Below are 18,530 nucleotides of genomic sequence, written 5' to 3' on the forward strand. Positions count from 1 at the left end.
AGCTGATAGAAAATAGCGCATCAGAGCGAGCCGGCGGCGCAGAAGAAATTCTTCGTCGATGGCGCACTCTTCGACGAGATGCAGAAGCCTTGACGCGAGAGCGGCGGACGCTGAAGTCCGCCGCGCTTCTTTGCGTCAGTGGGCGGCGACGCTCGCCTGGCCTTGCAGCTTGCGCAGCAGCTTTTGCGTCACCTCGCCGGTGACGGGAAGGCGATTGTCGCGCTCATATTTCTCGATCGCCTGTCTGGTCGCGCCGCCCATCTTGCCATCCGCATGCAGCGCATAGCCGAGCTTGGCGAGCGCGCGCTGCGTCGCCTGCACAGTCTTGTCGGCTTCGTCCGCCTTGGGCGCGTCCTTATGCGCATTGCCGAGCAGCGCGCCGATCGCGTCGCGCTTCTCGCTGCGCGCCGGCTCCGGCTTCGCGACGGGCTTGGGCGCCGCCGCATGGACGACGGGCGCCGGCTGGATGGATTGCGGCTGGGCGGGCGCCGCCGCGGTCGGACGCGCGGGCGGCGTCGGCGCCTCGGCCGCAGCGCGCGGCTCGGGGGCGCGTGGCTCGGGCGCGAAGGCGCGGAACAGCGGCGCCGGATGGCGGCCGTCCTGGAAATAGAGCGCGTTCAGCGGCACGCCGATCGCCGTCGCGCCGGCGAGGCTGAGAAAGACGATGCCGCGCCGACGTCCGCCGAACAGCTTGGTCAGCGCGCCTTTTTTCTTGGCCTTGGCCTTGTCCTTGGCGCCGCGGCCGCGCCGCTGCGTCTCGCCGCGATCCTCGTCGCGGAGCAGAAAATCATGATTTGTGCCGGCGAGAGCTTCACGCAATTTTCTTCACCCTGTCTTCGGCGGCCTCGAGCTCCTCGGCGGGACGGATGACGCCGCGGCGGGCGATCGTCTCGATCCTGGCGAGAGCGGGGGCCTTGTTCTGAAAGGGACGGCAATCGAGGGGCAGGCGCACGGTGACGCTGGTGCCGCTGCGCGGCGCGCTCTCCACCGCAATGGTTCCGCCATGCAGGCCGACGAGGCCGCGCACCACGGAGAGGCCGAGGCCGGTGCCTTCATAGGCGCGATCATGGCTGGCGCTGGCTTGGAAGAAAGGATCGCCGAGCCGGCCGAGATCGGCGGCGGAAATGCCGATGCCGCTGTCCGTGACGGAGAGCGCGAGGCAATTGCCGTCAGGATAGAGACGAATGCGCACGCGGCCGTTGGCGGGCGTGAACTTCACCGCGTTGGAGAGCAGATTGATGATGATCTGCTTGCAGGCGCGCTTGTCGCCGACGATGTCCTCGAGACGCTCGGTATAATCGCGCGAGAGCGTCACCTGACCCTGCTCGGCCTTCAGCTGCATCATGCTCACGCATTGATCGACGAGCTCGGGCAGAGAGAAGGGCTCGGGCGAAAGCTGCATGGAGCCCGATTCGATCTTCGACATGTCGAGGATGGTGTTGACGACGGCGAGCAGATGCTGGCCCGAATTGCGGATGATCTCCGCATATTCGCGCCGCTTGGCCGGATCGGCCGGCGCGAGCTGCTCGCTCGCCAGCATTTCCGAGAAGCCGATGATGGCGTTTAGCGGCGTGCGCAGCTCATGGCTGACATTGGCGAGGAAGCGCGTCTTGCCGGCGGCGGCCATCTCGCTCTCGCGGCGCGCCGCCTCTATCGTCTCGGCGGCGTGGCGCTGGGCCGTCACATCGCGCAATATGCAGACGACGCCCGCCGCGCGCTCGCCGGCGGCGGCCTCCACCAGGCTGCTGCGCGCCTCGAAGAAATGAAACACCGGCTCGACGAACTCGCCGCGCTCGTTGCGGGCGTGGCCGATGCGCAGCCGCAGCGTCGCGCGTATCGCCTCGCCGGTGGCGATGGCGTCGGAGACGAGCTTCAGAAACGCCGGCCGATCGCCGACATGGACGCGCTGGAAGAAGCCGCGCCCCATCAATTCGCGCGCGTCCAGCCCATAGGCCTTGGCGGCCTCGCCGACGACGGATGCGACCGCGCCGCCCTCGTCGAAGCCGATGACGAGATCGCCCGCCGCCTCGGAGACGAGCCGCAGATCGCGCATGTTGCGCGCTTCCGCCTCGGCGCGGACCGTCTCCACCTTCGCCCCGCTGCGGGCCAGCAGCACGACATAGAGGACCAGCGGCGCCGCCAGCAGCGTCTCGAAAAATCCGCCGACCGATGCGGCGGTCAGCGCGGCGACCGTGAGCACGACGAGAGCGGCCGAGGCCGTCGCCGAGATCAGCGCGAGATCGCAGGCGAATGTCGCCTCTATGAGGGCGAGCGCGCCGAAGGGCGCCGCCGCGCCGACATGCGCGCCGGTGAAGAGGCAGGCCGCGGCCAGCGCCAGCCAGCCGAAGGCGGCGATGGATTGCGCGGTCTTCAGATTGTCGAGGCGCAGCAGCGCGACCACCGACAGCAGCGGCAATTGCGCCAGAGCGAAGATCGCGCTCTCGCCGAGCGTCGGCGCGCCATTGACGACGATCCACAGCGGCGCCGCGATCAGCACGCCGGCGGCCAGAACGAGATGCGACAGGAGGAAGGCTTCGCGACGCGCGCGCTCCATCGAATCGATCGCGCGTCCGGATTGCGCCAGACGTTCGATCCATTCACTCGACACGGTCGCCCAAGGTGCAGCTGGCTTACGCAAAATCACACGCTCCCGGATTGAGGGCAATGTGACAAATCGGTCTTAAGTGACTGCTAAACCGACCAGAGAAATGGAAGATTTCGGGTTTTACGGGCTGCGAACGGCGCATATGGTTTGCGACTTCTTAGCCCCGCGCGGCCGCGCTCGCGCCGGCGATTTGCGCGGCTTCCGCATTTACGAAGCGGTAAGGGCCGCGCGCCATCGTTTTTCGCGCGCGGCGGCTTTCCCGTCGGCGAAGCGAGGCGGCGGCCGTGGGATTTATTTTCAAGAGCTTGATTTTCTTAGGGATCGTCTGTCTCGTTATTCTGCGGGACGCCGAGCGGCGTCCTGCGCCGCGCCCGCCCGCCGTGGCGGCGCGCATCCCCGCCGGGGCTTTCGCCGATCCTCCCGCGAGGCCGCGAGCCGCCGCCAAATCCGAGCCCTCGAAATCCGAGCCTTCGCCCGTCGACTTCGCCCGTGACGCGCTCGCCGATCTCGCCGAGGAGGCGTCCGCCAAAATCGCCACTGTGGCGCGCGACCATTGCATGGCGCATCCGATGGAGTGCCTGCAGGCGGCGGAACGAATCGGCCGCGCGACGGCTTCGGTCGAGCCGCCGCGGCGGCCCGCCGGCCTCGGCGCGGCGCCGTGATTGCATCGTCGCTGGCGATTGCGCCAAAACGGACAGTGGCCATATAACTGTCGGAAAGGCGTCTCGAGCGGGCGAGCGAACAATGGTGATAGACGAGATCATCGGCAATTTCGAAATGCTCGACGAGTGGGAGGATCGGTATCGATATCTCATCGAGCTCGGCCGCACTCTGGAGCCGCTGCCGGACGAAGCCCACACCGAGGAGAACAAGGTGCGCGGCTGCGCGAGCCAGGTCTGGCTCGACAGCAAGGTGATTCGCGAAGGCCGCGGCGCGCCGCTGCTGTCGCTGCGCGGCGACAGCGACGCCCATATCGTGCGTGGGCTCGTGGCGCTGATTCTCGCGCTCTATTCCGGCCGTCCGGCCGATGAGATCGTCGATCTCGACGCCATGCCGCTGTTCACCGAGCTCGGCCTCGCTCAGCATCTGACGCCCCAGCGCAGCAATGGCGTCCGCTCCATGGTCGAGCGCATCAAGAACGAGGCGCGCGCCGCTCTGGCCGCGTGAGCCTCGCCCATCCCGTCGCTCGGCGCTATCGGGTCCCCCGCGACGTCATGGCCGGGCTTGTCCCGGCCATCCACGCCTGGACGCCGAAGCGTCTCTGAAGTTTGGCGTGATGCGGAAGCCCACGGGCAGCCGGCCTGGGGGACGAATCCGAAGATAGCGGGCGCTTTCCTTTAGCTTCTCAGTTGCTTGGCGTGGATGGCCGGGACAAGCCCGGCCATGACGGCCGTACTGTTTCGCAATGTGTGAATCCGCTCGGCGGGGAAGGGGGCGCCTCTGGCGCATCGTCCCGAAAGGTGCGAAGCGATTTTCGCAATCGAACGCGCAAGTCCAAATAGGGGCCGGCGCCGCGCGCGTGTCGCTCGGCGCCGTCGGGAATGACCGAAAATCCAAATGTGACCTTCGTCCTCGGCGGCGCTCGCTCCGGCAAGAGCGCTTTCGCGGAGCGGCTCGTGACCGCCGAGCCCGGCCCCTGGACCTATATCGCCACGGCGCAGGCTTTCGACGCGGAGATGGAGAGCCGAATCGCCGCGCATAGGGAGCGGCGCGCCGGGGATTGGCGCACGGTCGAGGCGCCGCAGGCGCTGGCCGCGGCCATTGTCGCAGCGCCGGCGGAGCTTCCGCTGCTGGTCGATTGCCTCACGCTCTGGCTGACCAATCGCCTGCTCGCCGAAGCGGATTTGGGCGCCGATCGCGCCGCGCTGCTCGAGGCGCTCGCCGAGCGGTGGGCGCCGACGGTCCTGGTCTCCTCCGAGGTCGGCCTCTCCATCGTGCCGGAGAATGCGCTGGCGCGGCGCTTTCGCGACGCCGCCGGCGAACTGCATCAGGCCGTCGCGAAAGCGGCCGGCAGGCTCTATCTCATCGTCGCCGGCTATCCGCTCACGGTGAAGTGACGCGCGGCCAGTCGCTCCGTCACCTTCTCCAGCATCGCTGGATCATCCATGGCGCGGGCGAGCAGCACGCCGCCTTCGAAAGCCGCGAGTATCGCCTCTGCCTCGGCCGCCTCGCCGCGCAGGGCGAGGCGCAGCCAAGCCAGCGTCTCGGCGAAGAAGCGCCGCGCTTCCGCGCAGACCTCGGACGGCAGGCCGCCCACTTCCGCCGCCAACATGCCGAAGAGGCACATGCGCTTTTTCTCCGCCACCGTGCGGCGGAACATTTCCGCCGCCAGCGCCACGGCCTCGGCCGGCGTGCGCGCCTGCGGATCGCCCAGCTCCGCGAGGCAGAGATCGGCGTAGCGCCGCGCCACGGCGGCGACCAGCGCCGGCTTGGTGGGGAAAAAATAATGGACGCTGGCGCTCTTCACCCCGACATCGGCGGCGATGTCGCGAAAGCTCACGCCATTATAGCCGTAGCGGCAGAGCCGCTCCTCCGCGCTGTCCAGAATCTTCGCGGCCGTAACCTCGCCGCGTCGCGCCGTCGCCATTCCACTCCGTCCTTCCGCCCGGGAGTAGCGCCATTGACAGGCACTTCGTCAATGGCGCATTGTGCGAGCCTATCATCTGATAGGTAAGCTTTGATCTCCGGGAGGCAAGCCCATGTACGATATGCAGAATGTGAAGCGGCTGAAGAAGATCGGCGATTCCGCGCCCACCGCCTGGGAGGCCTTCAAGCAATTCGACGCCGCGGCCATGGCCGAAGGCGCTATTCCTAAGAAATACAAGGAGCTGATCGCGCTCGCGGTGGCCATGACGACGCAATGCGCCTATTGCCTCGAGATCCACCGCAAGCAGGCCATCGCCGCCGGCGCGACGGAGACGGAGCTGGCCGAGACGGTCTTCATCGCCGCGGCGCTGCGCGCCGGCGCCGCCGTCACCCATGGAACCCATGTCGCCGGCGTGGAATAGGCGTTTGGAAACGCGCTATTGCGCCGCCAGCCGATCGGCGGCGGCCAATATTTCCGCCAGCGTGAAATCCGTGCGGCCCTCGAAGCTCTGAAAAATCGCCTCTATGCGCGGCAGATCGGCGAGGCTCTCGACGCCGAGCCGCACATCCGGCCGCGCGACCTCCGGCGGCGCTTTCAGGCTCAGCGGGCGATAGATGCGGCCGTGCTCGCGCAGAAAAGCCGGGCCGCGGCGACGCTGCTCCGGCTCGCCGCAGCGTTTCTCGGCCTCGGTCAGCGCGGCAGCGGTGAAGCCGTCGATCTCCATGCCGCGCGGATAGGCCGGCGCCAGCGTGTTGCCGATCCAATCCAGCATTCCATCGGTCATTTGCAGCAGATCGGCGACCTGGGTGACGAGCGCCGGATCGATGAGCGGATTGCGGGCGTCGAGCGAGACGCCGCCCTTGGCGCCGGCCGCCGCCATCGCCGCGAGCTGGCGGCCGATGAGATCGTCGCGCGCACCGGTCTGGCATGGCGTTCCGCGCGCGGCGCAAAATTCGCGGATCGGCGCATCCTCCGGCTCGTCGCTGGTGGTGACGACGATGCCGGCGAGCTTTTCCGCATGGGCGAGACGATCGAGCAGCCGCCCCAGCAGCGGCGCGCCGGCGAGCGGCGCCAGCACGCCGGTCGCATGGCCGTCCTGCGTCGTCGCGGCGGAGATGATGGCGAGGACGTTCATGAACGCCGCCTTTCGTGAGCGGCCGCCCTCGGCGGCCTTCCTCGCACGATAAAAGCAAGCGATACGCCAGCTCGCCGCGCTCGCTCAATCCTGCGAGAGCGGCTCGCCTTCCTCGCGGGGCGTCGGCAGAGGCGCGAGCGGCGGCTCGCCGCGGGCGCGTTGCGCGGCGCGCTCCAGCATTTGCATGAAGTCGTCTATGTCCGCCTCGCGCGTGCGGTGATTGAAGATCGCCGCGCGGATCGTCGGATGTCCGTCGAGCAGGGTGAGCGACGGCGCCGCTTCGCCACTCTCGTGCAGCTCCATCACGATCTCGCGATTGAGCCGGCCGCTCTCGTCATCGTCCTTCACGCCGAAGCAGACGACATTGAGCGCCACCGGCGCGCGCATCTCGAAAGTCTGCGAGGCTTCGATATGGCCGCGCAGCCGCTGCGCCAATGCGCAGCTCTTCTCGATGCAGGCGCCGAGCCGCTGCGCGCCGAAGACTTCTATGGTGAACCAGGTCTTCAGCGCGCGAAAGCCGCGCGAGAGATCGGCGCCGAGATCGCAGGGCCATATTTCGCCGGCCGCGAGCCCACGCGGCGCGCGCGTCAGATAGGCGGCGTTGGCGGCGAAGGCGCGGCGATGCGCCTCCGGGTCGCGGACGAGGAAGAAGCCCGCGTCATAGGGCACATGCAGCCATTTGTGGAAATCGAAGGCGATGGAATCGGCGCGCTCGAGGCCCTTCACCAAAGGCTTCAGCGCCGGCGAGAGAACGGCCAGCGCGCCGAAGGCGCCGTCTATGTGGAACCAGAGATCTTCCGCTTTCGCTATCTCGGCGAGCGCGTCGAGATCGTCGATCGCGCCCGTGTCGACCGCGCCCGCCGTGCCGACGACGAGAAACGGATGCAGACCGGCGGCGCGATCCTCGGCGATGGCGCGCTTCAGCTCGTCGATGCGCAGCGAATGCGAGCCGTCCGACTCGATGAGCCGCAAATGGCGCGCGCCGAGGCCGGCGAGCTCCATGGCCTGCCGCACGCAGTTGTGCGCCTCCCGCGAGGCGTAGGCGACGAGCTGCTCCTCGAGCGCCTTGAGCCCGTTCTTGCGCACATTCTTCTCGCCGAGCGCATGCTCGCGCGCGACCAGCAGCGACAGGAAATTGGCGATCGACGTGCCGGTGACGAAGACGCCGGAGGCGTCCAGAGGGAAGCCGAAAGCCTCCGCCATCCAGGCGGCGATCTGCCGCTCGACGTCGAGCGCGATGTGATTGCGGCCGCCGCAATTGGAGTTGAGCCCGGCCGCGAGCATTTCCGCGATCATGCCCACGGGGGTGCCGGCGCCCTGCGCCCAGCCCATGAACAGCGGATGGATATTGCCATTGGCGTAGGGCTGGATGAAGCGCTCGAAATCTTCGAGCGCGGCGGAAAGGCCCTGGCCCTCGGCCGGCAGCGGGCGCCGGAAGCGCTCGCGCGCCTCCGCTGAAGGCTCGCGCCAGACCGGCCGCTCGCGCAGCGTGGCGAGATGGTCGATCATAGCGTCGAGCGCGCGATGGCTCTCGGCGCGGAACGCCTCCCAATCCGTGGGATCGAGATCCGCGGGCGAGGCGTCTGCGGGCGCCGGGACGGCCGCGCCGATCGGTTTCGGCGGCCGTTGTGAGTGGTTCATTCCCGCTTTCATCCTCGGGAGCTACGTCGTTGGACAGGACTAATCAGCTTTCGCGCTGCGAAGCAATATCGCCGCGCCGAGCGGCGCCGCTTCCGCTCCTTCGGGGGCCGCCCGCCCCGGCCAGCCGGGCGACCTCCGCCCGCACGACCGGCAAAAGCTCCTCCGCGAACCAGGGATTGCGCTTCAGCCAGGCCGTGTTGCGCCAGGACGGGTGCGGCAGCGGGATGATCCTCGGCCGCAGCGCCGAAAGCCCCCGCCAGCGTCCGACGGTCTCGGCGACGCTCGCGCCCGGCCGCGGCGGCGCGCCGAGACGGCGCAGATGATAGGCCTGCGCATATTTGCCCACGGCCAGTATCGTCTCCACCCGCGGCAGCGCCGAAAACAGCGCGTCATGCCAATGCGGCGCGCATTCCCGGCGCGGCGGCAGGTCGCCGCCATTCGCGTCATAGCCCGGAAAGCAGAAGCTCATGGCGGCCACGCCGATGCGCGAGACGTCATAAAAGGTCTCGCGGTCGACGCCCATCCAATCGCGCAGCCGGTCGCCGGACGGATCGTCGAAGGGAAGGCCGGAGCGATGCACGCGCATTCCGGGGGCCTGGCCGGCGATCAGCAGCCGCGCGCGCGGCGAGACGCGCAGCACCGGCCGCGGCTCATGCGGCAGAGGCGCGCCCTGCGGCCGCTCGACGCAGATGCGGCAGGCGCCGACATCGGCGAGGAGCGCGGCCAGAACGGTTTCGCTTTCGGTGGAAAAGGTCACTTTTGCGTTCCCTCGCGGGACCATTCCATCAAATTCGACAAATGTCGTGAGTCCCCCGTTAACGTTTCCGTCCCATTATCGGCGACGCTCGACCTGACGCCTAGATTGCGGAGAATTATTTCGGCTTCTGGAAAGGGTCGTGACGGCGTTTCCCTTTATGGGGTCGCCGTTCGAAGGCGAGAATTTCGTTGCTTGCGGGTCCAGCGTATCATGAATGACATAACCGCCGAGATGATCGAGCGAGGCCGGGGCAAGGATCCGCGCGCCGTCGCCGAGCGCCGTCGCCGCAGCGCCGAGGTGCGCGCGGCGCGTGAGAAGCTCACCACCTCGGACACCGGCCATCGCGGCTGCGACGTCGGCCTCTTGCGCGCCTACGCTTCCGCCCGCATCCATTCCGCCGTGCCGGCCACGGCGCTCATCGCCATGGTGGCGGCGCTCACCCGCTATTGGATGGAGGGCGAGCTCGACATCATCTGGACCGTGCTGGCTTTCTCCAGCCTGCTGCTGTGCTACGGCCTCGCCAAGAAGCTCGAGCGTCTTTCCGACGACGAGATCAATGTCGTCGGCTGGCGTAGCAAATTCGTCGCCGCGGAATTTCTGCACGGGCTCGTCTGGGCGGCGATGGCGCTGCTGCTGCTGCAGGCGAGCGACCCCAACGCCAAGGCTTTCGTCACCGCCATGCTGATGCTGGCGGCGGCCTTCAACACAATGGTGACGGCGACCATACCCTTCGCCGTCTATGCGACGATCACGCCCATGTCGCTCGCCATCGTCGTCTGCCTGCGCATAGACGGGATAGAGGATACGAGCCTCTCGCTGCTGGCGCTGGTGGGCGCGGCGCAGGTCTTCTTCGTCGTGCTGGCCAAGCGCTTTCATCATGTGACGCGCGAGAGCCTGTTCTTCCGTATCGAGAAGGACGATCTCATCGGCGAGCTCGAGCACGCCAAGGCCAATTCCGACGAGGCGCGCCGCCGCGCGGAGGAGGCCAATCTCGCCAAATCGCGCTTCCTCGCCACAATGAGCCATGAGCTGCGCACGCCGCTCAACGCCATTCTCGGCTTCTCGGAAGTGCTGAAGAACGAGCTGTTCGGCGTCCATGCGGTGGCGGCCTATAAGGACTACTCGCAGGACATTCACTCGAGCGGCCAGCATCTCCTCATGCTCATCAACGAGATTCTCGATCTCTCGCGCGTCGAGGCGGGCCGTTATGAGCTGAAGGAGGAGAGCGTCTCGCTCGCCGGCGTCGTCGAGGATTGCCGCCATCTCCTGACCATTCGCGCGCAAAAGCGCGGCATTGAGATGATCGAGGCCAAGGAGCCCGATCTCCCGCGCATTTGGGCCGATGAGCGCGCGGTGCGGCAGATCGTGCTGAACCTCTTGACCAACGCCATCAAATTCACGCCGCAGGGCGGCCAGGTGACGCTCAAGATCGGCTGGACCAGCGCCGGCGGGCAATATGTGGCGATCCGCGACACGGGTCCGGGCATTCCAGAGGAGGAGATCGCCGTCGTCATGTCCTCCTTCGGCCGCGGCACGCTGGCGCAGAAGAACGCAGAGGAGGGCACCGGCCTCGGCCTGCCCATCGTCAAGGGCCTCGTCGATCTGCACGGCGGCCTGTTCAAGCTGAAGTCCAGAGTGCGCGAAGGCACGGAGGCGATCGTCGTCTTCCCGCCGGAGCGCGTGATGAACGCGCTGCCGAAATTCGACGACGACGCCCCGCAATTCGCCAGCGTCGAGCGGCGGAGGAATGCGGCGGCGTGAGGACGCCGGACGCGATTTCAGCTACAATCGCCTCCCATCGACGCCAGAGAAGGCAGGCGAAATGACGGATATCGCGCGTGACATCCATGGCGTTCGCACGCTGCTCTGCTGCGCAGAGGGCGCAAAGCTCGAGACCGAGCGCGACGCCAATGCTTTTGTGAGCGCGGCCTGGGAGCATCAGGCGAATTTGGTGGCCATACCGGTCGCCCGAATAACGGAAGATTTCTTTCGCCTCGAAACGCGCGTCGCGGGCGAAACGATCCAGAAATTCGTCAACTACAGTCTTCGATTGGCGATCATCGGGGATATATCCGCTCATACGGATCGAAGCCGATCGACGCGCGATTTCGTCTATGAAGCGAATCGTGGGCGATCCATATGGTTCGTCGACGATATCGACGCGCTGACTCGCAAGCTCTCGGCCCTGCGTTCCTGACGCTCCGCTGCGGCGAACCATAGAGAGGCATCGTGTTGACGTCAGACTCCGCCCTCGTCCTCTTCTCCGGCGGGCAGGATTCCGCCACCTGCCTCGCTTTTGCGCTCTCGCGTTTCGCGCGCGTCGAGACGGTCGGCTTCGACTATGGCCAGCGTCATCGCGTCGAGCTCGAGCAGCGCGGCGTGCTGCGGGAGGGACTGGCGCGCATCTCGCCGCTGTGGGCGGAGCGGCTCGGCGAGGATCACACCATATCGATCGAAGCGCTCGGCGCCATCTCCGACACGGCGTTGACGCGCGAGGCGGAGATCGCCTTCGACGCCTCCGGCCTGCCGAACACTTTCGTGCCGGGGCGCAATATTCTCTTCCTCGCCTTCGCGGCGGCGCTCGCCTATCGGCGCGGGATCGGCAGCCTCGTCGGCGGCATGTGCGAGACGGATTTTTCCGGCTATCCCGATTGCCGCGACGCGACGATCCGCGCGGTGGAGACGGCGCTGACGCTCGGCATGGATCGTAAGCTCGAAATCCTCACGCCGCTGATGTGGATCGACAAGGCCGCGACCTGGAAGCTCGCCGAGGAGCTGGGCGGCGAGCCGCTGGTGCGGCTCATCGTCGAGGAGAGCCACACCTGCTATCTCGGCGAGCGCGGCAAGCGTTTCGACTGGGGCCATGGCTGCGGCGAATGTCCGGCCTGCCGCCTGCGCGCCGCCGGCTGGGAGAAATATCGCGCGGCTCAGCCGTCCGGCGCGCCGAGCTGACGAAACATCACGAGGGCGTCGACGAAGCCCTGCGTCGGATGCCGGAAGGCGCGCGGCAGCCGGCCGACGATCTCGAAATCGAAAGAGCGCCATAGGCGAATGGCGCGGAGATTCGTCTCGACGACGAAGTTGAATTGCACGCCGCGAAAGCCGCGCTCGCGCGCATGATCCAGAGAATGCGCGCACATTGCGCGCGCGACGCCGCGACCGGCCGCTTCGACGCTGGTCATATAGCCGCAATTGCAGATATGGGCTCCGCCGCCGGCCTGATTGGCGCGCAAATAATAGGAGCCGACGATCCTCCCTTCGTCGTCTTCCGCGACGAAGGTCTCGCGATCCGCGCCCAGCCAATAGGCGAGGGCGTCGGCCTCGGTCATGTCGCGATCGAGCGCATAGGTCTCGCCGGCGCGGATGGTCGGGCCGATGACGCGCCAGATCGCCGGCGCGTCGCCGCCTCGAGCGGGGCGGATCGATCGGATCACGCCGCTCGCGCCGCTATGTCGACGAAGCTCTTGCCCTCGCGATCCTCGATCTCGACCAGCCACAGATCTGGGTCGAAGGCGATCTCCTTGCGGACGCGCTCCTCCGCCTCCAGCGGCGTCACCCATTCGTCGGCGTGCAGACGCGCAAACAGGCGATCGACGCCCTCCGGCAAATCCACGCTCTGCGGCGCCGGCCCGAGCAGCGCCGCGCGTCCATCCAGCCTGTCGATCTTCACGAAGATCGCGCCCGCTTCCTCGGAGCCGCGGCGGCGCAGCATGGCGACGGAGCCGGCCGTCTCGGCGCGGCGGATGAGGGCGGAGACGAAAAAGTCGGATCGAAGACGCATGAATTCTTTTCAGCCATTCGAGCCCGTCCGCGCAAGCGCTTTCGGCATGGCTTCGCGCGCGCGGCCTCGCGCGCAATGCTCTGCTCCAGCTCGTTCTTGACGCTGTCTCATTGCTCAGATACCAATTTCGCGAAGGCCGCCGCTCGCGCGTGCGGCCGGGGGATGGGGTCCCCCTTCAACCGCCGCAAAGGCTGATGACTCCTGCTTACGTCCGACGGTCGACCGATCGTCGGAGAGAGCGATCTATTCGCTCGGCAGGGGTCCGTCATGAGTCAGCGCGCCGCGGTTTCTCCGTTTCTTCCAATTCCATCCATCGAACGCGCAGCCAGCGCCGCGCTGTCGATCGAGCTTCGTCGCGCCGAGGCGCGCGCCCATGGCCGGGCGGTCACGGCCTATCGAATGAGATTCGAATGACCGCGTTCATCGGCTGCGCCGCATCGGCGCGGCCGGCGACGAAAAATCGAATCCGAAACCCCGACCGCAATGGTCGGAAGAGGAGAGTGAGATGAATATTCGCACATTCGGGCTCGCCGCGAGCCTCGGCCTCGCCGCGCTTCTCGGGTCGACGCTCGCGCGCGCCGACGACCGGCTGGACCAGGCGATCTATCACGTCAATGAGGCGATCACCCAGGGCGGCAAGCTGCATGACACCGGCCTGCTCTCCTATCACGCCGATCTCGCGCTCGAGAAAGCCGAGGGACTGCAGAAATTCAAGCCCAATCCGCATCTGGCGGAGGCGATCGTCCATATAAAGGCGGCGATAGAGGAAGGGCGCGCCAACCACGCCGAAGCGGGAACCGCGCAGGCGAAGGAAGCGCTCTCGCATCTCGAGGAGGCGAGCAAGGAGAGCGCAAAATAAGCTTCGCGCCGCGCGAGGCCGCGGTCGGCCTCGCGCGAATCTCTGACAGGCAAAGGCTCGCGATGATCTATGTTCTCATCATGATCGGCAGCGCGATCGGCGGCGTCGCGCGTTATTGGCTCTCGGGAGCGATCTCCCGCTGCTTCGGCGAGGCCTTTCCCTGGGGCACGCTGATCGTGAATGTCTCCGGCTGCTTCGCCATCGGCTTTTTCGCGACGCTCACGGCGCCGGGGGACGGCCGTCTCTTCGTCGACACGCAGACGCGCCAATTCGTGATGATCGGCCTATGCGGGGGCTATACGACCTTCTCCTCCTTCGGCCTGCAGACGCTCAATCTGGCGCGCGGCGGCGAGGCCTTCGCCGCGCTCGCCAATATCGGCCTGTCGTTCGGGCTCTGCCTTTTCGCGGTCTGGCTCGGACATGTCGCCGCCGCTCATCTCAACGCGTTGAAAGGAGCCTGACGATGCAATTGCCTCGAGACGCGACTCTGCTGCGCATCTTCATCGGCGAGGACGAGAAGTTCGAAGGGCGGCCGCTGCATGAGGCGATCGTGCGGACGGCGCGCGCGCTGCATCTCGCCGGCGCCACCGTGCTGCGCGGTCCTGCGGGATTCGGCCACAGCAGCCGGATGCGCACCACGAAGATTTTGAGCCTCTCGGAAGACCTTCCCATCGTCATAGAGATCGTCGACGAGGAGGAGAAGATCGACGCCTTTCTGCCGACGCTCGATGCGATGATGAGCGGCGGGCTGGTCACGCTCGAGAAAGTGCGCGTGATGCGCTATGGCGAGAAGATGTGACTCACGCCAGATCGGCGAGCTGTCCCCGCGCCGCCGAACGGATGAGGCGTTTCTCCGCCTCCCATCGCGTCGCTTCGTCGACGTTCGTCAGAAATTCGATTTTGCCGCCGGCGAGCGCGGCTATGGGGAGGCCGTCGCGATAGAGCAGGCGATTGCCGGTGAGCGCGGCGAGCTTCCCGCCCGGAGTCAGCACGCCGATGAGATTGAGCGGATCGGCCGCCGACAGCGACACATATCGCCCATCGGCGGGCCGGCGGCGAATCTCGCGCAGCAGGCCGACGGCGTCCGGCAGCGCATATTGCTCGCCGGAAAAGCCGGCGACGAAACGCCCGCCGCGAATTTCGCCGCGCGCCTCGAGCCGCCGATAGACGCGCAGGAGATCGCGCCAGGGCGGCAGCCAGCCGCCTTCGCGCGCCAAAAGGCGCCAGAAGACGACGCCATAGCGGCGCAGCAGCGCCTGCGCGATGTGCTCCACGCAAGCGTGACGCGCCTGTGAGCCCGGCGCCGCATAGGCGCGGCGAATGAGGGACCAGCGCCCGGCGCTCTCCATGCCGAAGGAGAGCACTTTGCCGCGCCGCCGCGCGCCGTCGAAAGGCTTGCGCTTCTCGGAAGGCACGAGCAGCGCGCGCAGCCCGCCGAAACTGTCCGAGGTGACGAGGCCGAGCGCGGCCAGCTCGCCCAGCGCCGTCTCCAGCTCGGAGCGCAGCAGGCGCGAGGCGTCGACCAGCTCCTCGAAGAACAGCGCCCCCTCGGCGCGCAGCGTCTCGAGCGCCAATTGCGCGCGGCCGCTCAGCGCCGGCGGCTCGGCGGGCGTCGCGATCGAGGTCCAATCGGCCAGCCTTCGCCGCTCCAAGAGAGCGATCGGCGAGCTTTTGATCGGCGAGACCATGCGGGCGCCCTTGGCGGCGGCGGGCGGCGTCAACCGCGCCCAGGCGATGCGGCCGGAGAGGCAGAGCGAATCGAGATATCCGGTCTCGTAATCGGAGAGGCGCGCGGGGAGGATTTCCGTCTCCCAGGCGCCCGCCGGCGCTTCATATCCCTCGAGGCCCGAGAGAGCGGCGGTCAGCGCCTCCGGCCCTTTCAGCCGCGCCTCCTCGGCGACATGCTGCCAATCGAAGAGGAAGCGCAGGAAGTCGCGCGCCGCAACGGGCTCGATCTCGGCGCGCAGGCGCTTGATCGTGTAATGGTGGATGCGCGCCAGCAGGCGGCGGTCGCACCATTGCTCGTCATTGGCGCCGGGCAGGAAACGCCCGCGCATGATCGTGCCTTCCGCTTCCAGCGCGACCAGCGCGGTCGTCAGACTCGTAGGCTCGAGGCCGAGCGCCGCGGCGAGCCCCGTCTGCGTGACCGGACCCAGCCCCTCGAGCCGACCGCGCAAGATTTCGATCAGCGCCTGCTCGGCCGACCACAGCGCCGGCGCCTCGCTCTCGGGCGGCGAAATTTTCGGCGCCAGCCGCGCCTTGGGCCAGAGCGCGTGAAATTGCGTCAGCCGCTCCGCCGCGACCCAGAAGCTCGCCGCCCCGGTCTCGAAACGCGTCGCGCGCTTTTGGCGAGCCAGCGCCTCGAGCCATGCGGCCCAGTCCGGCGCGGCGGCGACCTCCGCCTCGGTGAGGCAACCGATCCAAAGCAGCGCGTCATGCAGTTCCTCCGGGTCGATCGGCTCGGGCCAGGCCTCGGACTTCACGCGCTCGATCGCCTCCGCGTCCAGCCGGCCGAGATCGGAGGCGCTCTGCGGGTCCTGCCAGCGTCGCGCCATCACCGCCTGCGCGCGGCGCTCCTCGAGGGGGGCGTCGTCGAGGAAAGCGTAAGGCCGCGCGGAGAGCACCTCCAGCGCCAGCGGCGAAGGCTGGGTGAGATCGCAGGCGACGACGCGCACCTCGCCCGACTCCATGCGCCGCAGCAGCCGCTCCAGCCCGTCAATATCCATCGCCTCGTGCAGACAGTCCCAAATGGTCTGGTTGGTCAGCGGATGGTCGGGAACCTCGCGCTCGCCGGCGAGATTTTCGGCGCAGGCGATCTGATCGGGAAAGACGGCGGCGACCAAATCCTCCGCCTGCATGCGTAGAAATTGCGGCGGCGTCTTCTTGCCGCCCTGGAAGCGCGGCAGAGCGAGCGAGATTCCCGCCGTCCAGCGCCAGCGCGTCATGAACATGGGCGCGGTCAGCATCGCCTGCACCAGCACGCCGCGCACGCTGTTGGAATGAAGATATTTCGCCACCTCGGCGAGCTCGAAACTATGCGCCGTGGTGAGCGAGAGCAGTATGTTGTCTTCCGTCGCCGCCGCCTGAAGCTCGAAGTTGAACTTGCGGCAAAAGCGCTTGCGCAATGCGAGGCCGAAGGCGCGATTGATGCGCCCGCCGAAGGGCGAATGCACGACGAGCTGCATTCCGCCCGCCTCGTCGAAAAAGCGTTCCAGCACGAGGCAATCCTGCGTCGGCAGCACGCCGCCGAAGGCGCCGAGCGCTCCGGCGAGATAGTCGACCAGCTGCTCCGCGGCGGGCGGCGCGACGCCGACCTCCTCCATCAGCCAGCGTTGCGCCTCGCCGCCGCCGGGGTCTCGGCGCAGACGCTCGGCGATCTCGCCGCGTAGGCGCGAGACGGAGAGGGACAGCTCGTCCGCGCGCGCCGGCGCCTCGCCGAGCCAGAAGGGAATGGTCGGCGGCTGGCCCTGCGCATCCTCGACGCGCAAGGTCCCGCGCTCGACGCGCTGCACGCGATAGGAGGCGTTGCCGAGCTGGAAAATGTCGCCGGCCATGCTCTCCACGGCGAAATCCTCATGCACCGTGCCGACAATGTGATTCTCCGGCTCCAGCAGCACTTGATAATCGGCGGTCTCGGGGATGGCGCCGCCGGAGGTGAGCGCCGTCATGCGTGCGCCGCGCCGCTCGCGCAGAATGTGATTCACCGCATCATGATGCAGCAGCGCGCCGCGCCTGCCGCGCCGCGTCGCATAGCCCTCGGCGAGCATTTTCACCACATCGTCGAATTCGGCGCGCTCCAATGCGCGATAGGGCCAGGCGCGCTTGAAACGCTCGAAGAGCTCGGCCTCGCCCCATTCCTGCGCCGCCACCTCGGCGACGATCTGCTGGGCGAGCACGTCGAGCGGGCGATGCGGAATGGCGAGCCGGTCCAGCTCGCCGCGCCGCACGCTGTCGAGTAGCGCCGCGCATTCGACGAGATCGTCGCGCGACAAGGGAAACAGCCGCCCCTTGGGCAGGCCGCCGACGACATGGCCGGAGCGCCCGACGCGCTGCAGAAAGCTCGCTATGGAGCGCGGCGAGGCGATCTGGCAGACCAGCGTTACATCGCCGATATCGATGCCGAGCTCCAATGAGGCGGTCGCCACCAAGGCTTTGAGCTCGCCGCGCTTCAGCCGCTGCTCGGCGAGCAGGCGATGCTCCTTCGCCATGCTGCCGTGATGCGAGGTGACGGCCTCCTCGCCGAGACGATCCGACAATTCCCGCGCGATGCGCTCGGCGAGGCGGCGCGTGTTCACGAAGACCAGAGTGGTGCGATGCTCGGCGATCAGCTCGGCGAGCCGGTCGTAGACCTGAGCCCAGACCTCCGCCGACATCACCGCCTCGAGCGGCGCGCCGGGAACCTCTATGGCGAGATCGCGGGCGCGGTGATGGCCGGAATCGACGATTCCCGGCTCGCGCGCCGGCGCCGCCTGCGATCCCGCGCCGACGAGAAAATGCGCCACCGAGGAAATGGGGTTCTGCGTGGCGGAGAGGCCGATGCGTTGCAATCCGTCGCCGCAGAGCGCGGCGAGCCGCTCCAGCGAGAGCGAAAGATGCGCCCCGCGCTTATTGGGCGCGACGGCGTGAATCTCGTCCACGATGATGGCGCGCGTCGTCGCGAGCGCCTTGCGGCCCGACTCGGAGCCGAGCAGCACATAGAGCGATTCGGGCGTCGTCACGAGAATATGCGGCGGGCGCTTGCGCATTCGCTCGCGCTCGGCGGTGGGCGTGTCGCCGGTGCGCACGACCACGCGAATATCGACGTCCGGCAGCTCGGCCTGCCTCAGCTTCTCCCGCACCCCGGCGAGCGGAGCCTCGAGGTTGCGGCTGACGTCGTTGGACAGCGCCTTGAGCGGCGAGACATAGACGACGCGCGTCTCGTCCGGCAGAGTCCCGGCGAGGCCCTGGCGGATGAGATCGTCGATCGCCGCCAGAAAAGCCGCCAGCGTCTTGCCGGAGCCGGTGGGCGCGGCGATCAGGATATTTCGGCCGGATTTGATTTGGGGCCAAGCTTCCGCTTGCGCCGGCGTCGCATTGCGGAAATGATCGGCGAACCATGCCGTAACCGCCGGATGAAAAAGGTGCGACAGATGCATGGCCGTGAGGAGAGGAGAGAGCCCCGTGGA

Annotated in this window: 19 protein-coding genes and 1 riboswitch; of the genes, 10 read left to right on the top strand and 9 right to left on the bottom strand. The window is 67.6% G+C overall.

Annotated features, from left to right (window positions below; translation table 11 throughout):
* Positions 1-135: 135 nt before the first annotated feature.
* Positions 136-819: a peptidoglycan-binding domain-containing protein gene (locus METLW4_RS25315; RefSeq protein WP_018267694.1), complete on the bottom strand. Its 684-nt coding sequence runs from the start codon at positions 817-819 to the stop codon at positions 136-138.
* Positions 812-2,554, bottom strand: coding sequence for a sensor histidine kinase (locus tag METLW4_RS0118340; RefSeq protein ID WP_018267695.1), 1,743 nt, complete (start codon positions 2,552-2,554; stop codon positions 812-814). Before METLW4_RS0118340 ends, METLW4_RS25315 begins: the two co-directional genes overlap by 8 nt.
* Before the next feature lie 335 nt (positions 2,555-2,889).
* On the opposite strand from METLW4_RS0118340, the gene METLW4_RS0118350 reads away from it, so the two are divergent.
* From METLW4_RS0118350 to cobU, 3 genes are all read left to right on the top strand, one after another.
* Entirely contained in the window at positions 2,890-3,267 is a 378-nt protein-coding gene (locus METLW4_RS0118350) for a hypothetical protein (RefSeq protein ID WP_157235236.1), read from the top strand.
* Between the two features lie 82 nt (positions 3,268-3,349).
* Entirely contained in the window at positions 3,350-3,772 is a 423-nt protein-coding gene (locus tag METLW4_RS0118355) for a SufE family protein (RefSeq protein WP_018267698.1), read from the top strand.
* Between the two features lie 374 nt (positions 3,773-4,146).
* Complete coding sequence (gene cobU / locus METLW4_RS0118360; protein ID WP_018267699.1) at positions 4,147-4,662, top strand: bifunctional adenosylcobinamide kinase/adenosylcobinamide-phosphate guanylyltransferase; 516 nt, start codon at positions 4,147-4,149, stop codon at positions 4,660-4,662.
* Here cobU and METLW4_RS0118365 read toward each other — a convergent pair.
* Positions 4,641-5,192: a TetR/AcrR family transcriptional regulator gene (locus METLW4_RS0118365; protein ID WP_018267700.1), complete on the bottom strand. Its 552-nt coding sequence runs from the start codon at positions 5,190-5,192 to the stop codon at positions 4,641-4,643. The genes cobU and METLW4_RS0118365 overlap by 22 nt on opposite strands.
* A 112-nt stretch (positions 5,193-5,304) precedes the next feature.
* Between METLW4_RS0118365 and METLW4_RS0118370 the strand changes: the two genes are divergently transcribed.
* Positions 5,305-5,613 (top strand): carboxymuconolactone decarboxylase family protein, encoded by a 309-nt coding sequence (locus METLW4_RS0118370; RefSeq protein WP_018267701.1) that lies wholly within the window; start codon positions 5,305-5,307, stop codon positions 5,611-5,613.
* A 15-nt stretch (positions 5,614-5,628) separates the two neighbouring features.
* Here the strand turns inward: METLW4_RS0118370 and METLW4_RS0118375 are convergent, their stop codons facing one another.
* The 3 genes from METLW4_RS0118375 to METLW4_RS0118385 form a co-directional block, all read right to left on the bottom strand.
* A complete protein-coding gene (locus tag METLW4_RS0118375; protein ID WP_018267702.1) occupies positions 5,629-6,327 on the bottom strand; it encodes a hypothetical protein in 699 nt (232 codons plus the stop codon).
* A gap of 84 nt (positions 6,328-6,411) precedes the next feature.
* Entirely contained in the window at positions 6,412-7,968 is a 1,557-nt protein-coding gene (locus tag METLW4_RS0118380) for a pyridoxal phosphate-dependent decarboxylase family protein (protein WP_018267703.1), read from the bottom strand.
* A gap of 43 nt (positions 7,969-8,011) precedes the next feature.
* Complete coding sequence (locus tag METLW4_RS0118385) at positions 8,012-8,725, bottom strand: uracil-DNA glycosylase family protein (RefSeq protein ID WP_018267704.1); 714 nt, start codon at positions 8,723-8,725, stop codon at positions 8,012-8,014.
* A 210-nt stretch (positions 8,726-8,935) separates the two neighbouring features.
* On the opposite strand from METLW4_RS0118385, the gene METLW4_RS25320 reads away from it, so the two are divergent.
* From METLW4_RS25320 to queC, 3 genes are all read left to right on the top strand, one after another.
* Positions 8,936-10,486: a sensor histidine kinase gene (locus METLW4_RS25320; protein WP_018267705.1), complete on the top strand. Its 1,551-nt coding sequence runs from the start codon at positions 8,936-8,938 to the stop codon at positions 10,484-10,486.
* A 61-nt stretch (positions 10,487-10,547) separates the two neighbouring features.
* Positions 10,548-10,922, top strand: coding sequence for a DUF4180 domain-containing protein (locus METLW4_RS0118395; RefSeq protein WP_026191617.1), 375 nt, complete (start codon positions 10,548-10,550; stop codon positions 10,920-10,922).
* 35 nt (positions 10,923-10,957) lie between these two features.
* Entirely contained in the window at positions 10,958-11,677 is a 720-nt protein-coding gene (gene queC / locus METLW4_RS0118400; protein ID WP_018267707.1) for a 7-cyano-7-deazaguanine synthase QueC, read from the top strand.
* On the opposite strand, the gene METLW4_RS0118405 is transcribed toward queC, so the two are convergent.
* Together METLW4_RS0118405 and METLW4_RS0118410 are read right to left on the bottom strand one after the other, a co-directional pair.
* Positions 11,653-12,159 carry a GNAT family N-acetyltransferase gene (locus METLW4_RS0118405; RefSeq protein ID WP_018267708.1) on the bottom strand — a complete coding sequence of 169 codons (507 nt, stop codon included), beginning with the start codon at positions 12,157-12,159 and terminating at the stop codon, positions 11,653-11,655. The two genes, queC and METLW4_RS0118405, sit on opposite strands and share 25 nt — an antisense overlap.
* Complete coding sequence (locus METLW4_RS0118410; RefSeq protein WP_018267709.1) at positions 12,156-12,506, bottom strand: DUF1491 family protein; 351 nt, start codon at positions 12,504-12,506, stop codon at positions 12,156-12,158. The genes METLW4_RS0118405 and METLW4_RS0118410 overlap by 4 nt, the downstream gene beginning before the upstream one ends.
* Positions 12,507-12,655: 149 nt before the next feature.
* Positions 12,656-12,717, top strand: a riboswitch (Fluoride riboswitch).
* Positions 12,718-13,011: 294 nt separating this feature from the next.
* On the opposite strand from METLW4_RS0118410, the gene smbP reads away from it, so the two are divergent.
* From smbP to METLW4_RS0118430, 3 genes are all read left to right on the top strand, one after another.
* Positions 13,012-13,365 (top strand): small metal-binding protein SmbP, encoded by a 354-nt coding sequence (smbP, locus tag METLW4_RS0118420; protein ID WP_018267711.1) that lies wholly within the window; start codon positions 13,012-13,014, stop codon positions 13,363-13,365.
* Positions 13,366-13,427: 62 nt separating this feature from the next.
* Positions 13,428-13,826 carry a fluoride efflux transporter CrcB gene (gene crcB / locus METLW4_RS0118425; RefSeq protein WP_018267712.1) on the top strand — a complete coding sequence of 133 codons (399 nt, stop codon included), beginning with the start codon at positions 13,428-13,430 and terminating at the stop codon, positions 13,824-13,826.
* A gap of 2 nt (positions 13,827-13,828) precedes the next feature.
* The gene (locus METLW4_RS0118430; RefSeq protein WP_018267713.1) at positions 13,829-14,164 is read left to right on the top strand and encodes a DUF190 domain-containing protein; all 336 of its coding nucleotides are present in this window, start codon (positions 13,829-13,831) and stop codon (positions 14,162-14,164) included.
* A 1-nt stretch (position 14,165) separates the two neighbouring features.
* Here the strand turns inward: METLW4_RS0118430 and METLW4_RS0118435 are convergent, their stop codons facing one another.
* The gene (locus METLW4_RS0118435) at positions 14,166-18,500 is read right to left on the bottom strand and encodes a DEAD/DEAH box helicase (protein ID WP_018267714.1); all 4,335 of its coding nucleotides are present in this window, start codon (positions 18,498-18,500) and stop codon (positions 14,166-14,168) included.
* Between the last annotated feature and the right edge of the window lie 30 nt (positions 18,501-18,530).

It is taken from the genome of Methylosinus sp. LW4, assembly GCF_000379125.1.
In the GTDB taxonomy this organism is placed as follows: Bacteria; Pseudomonadota; Alphaproteobacteria; order Rhizobiales; family Beijerinckiaceae; genus Methylosinus.

Coding starts and splice junctions, on each gene's coding strand:
- METLW4_RS0118395 (WP_026191617.1), top strand. CDS start 10,548: ATGACGGATATCGCGCGTGACATCCATGGCGTTCGCACGCTGCTCTGC.
- METLW4_RS0118410 (WP_018267709.1), bottom strand. CDS start 12,506: ATGCGTCTTCGATCCGACTTTTTCGTCTCCGCCCTCATCCGCCGCGCC.
- METLW4_RS0118435 (WP_018267714.1), bottom strand. CDS start 18,500: ATGCATCTGTCGCACCTTTTTCATCCGGCGGTTACGGCATGGTTCGCC.
- smbP (WP_018267711.1), top strand. CDS start 13,012: ATGAATATTCGCACATTCGGGCTCGCCGCGAGCCTCGGCCTCGCCGCG.
- METLW4_RS0118355 (WP_018267698.1), top strand. CDS start 3,350: ATGGTGATAGACGAGATCATCGGCAATTTCGAAATGCTCGACGAGTGG.
- cobU (WP_018267699.1), top strand. CDS start 4,147: ATGACCGAAAATCCAAATGTGACCTTCGTCCTCGGCGGCGCTCGCTCC.
- METLW4_RS0118430 (WP_018267713.1), top strand. CDS start 13,829: ATGCAATTGCCTCGAGACGCGACTCTGCTGCGCATCTTCATCGGCGAG.
- METLW4_RS0118380 (WP_018267703.1), bottom strand. CDS start 7,968: ATGAACCACTCACAACGGCCGCCGAAACCGATCGGCGCGGCCGTCCCG.
- METLW4_RS25320 (WP_018267705.1), top strand. CDS start 8,936: ATGAATGACATAACCGCCGAGATGATCGAGCGAGGCCGGGGCAAGGAT.
- crcB (WP_018267712.1), top strand. CDS start 13,428: ATGATCTATGTTCTCATCATGATCGGCAGCGCGATCGGCGGCGTCGCG.
- METLW4_RS0118340 (WP_018267695.1), bottom strand. CDS start 2,554: ATGGAGCGCGCGCGTCGCGAAGCCTTCCTCCTGTCGCATCTCGTTCTG.
- METLW4_RS0118370 (WP_018267701.1), top strand. CDS start 5,305: ATGTACGATATGCAGAATGTGAAGCGGCTGAAGAAGATCGGCGATTCC.
- METLW4_RS0118365 (WP_018267700.1), bottom strand. CDS start 5,192: ATGGCGACGGCGCGACGCGGCGAGGTTACGGCCGCGAAGATTCTGGAC.
- METLW4_RS0118375 (WP_018267702.1), bottom strand. CDS start 6,327: ATGAACGTCCTCGCCATCATCTCCGCCGCGACGACGCAGGACGGCCAT.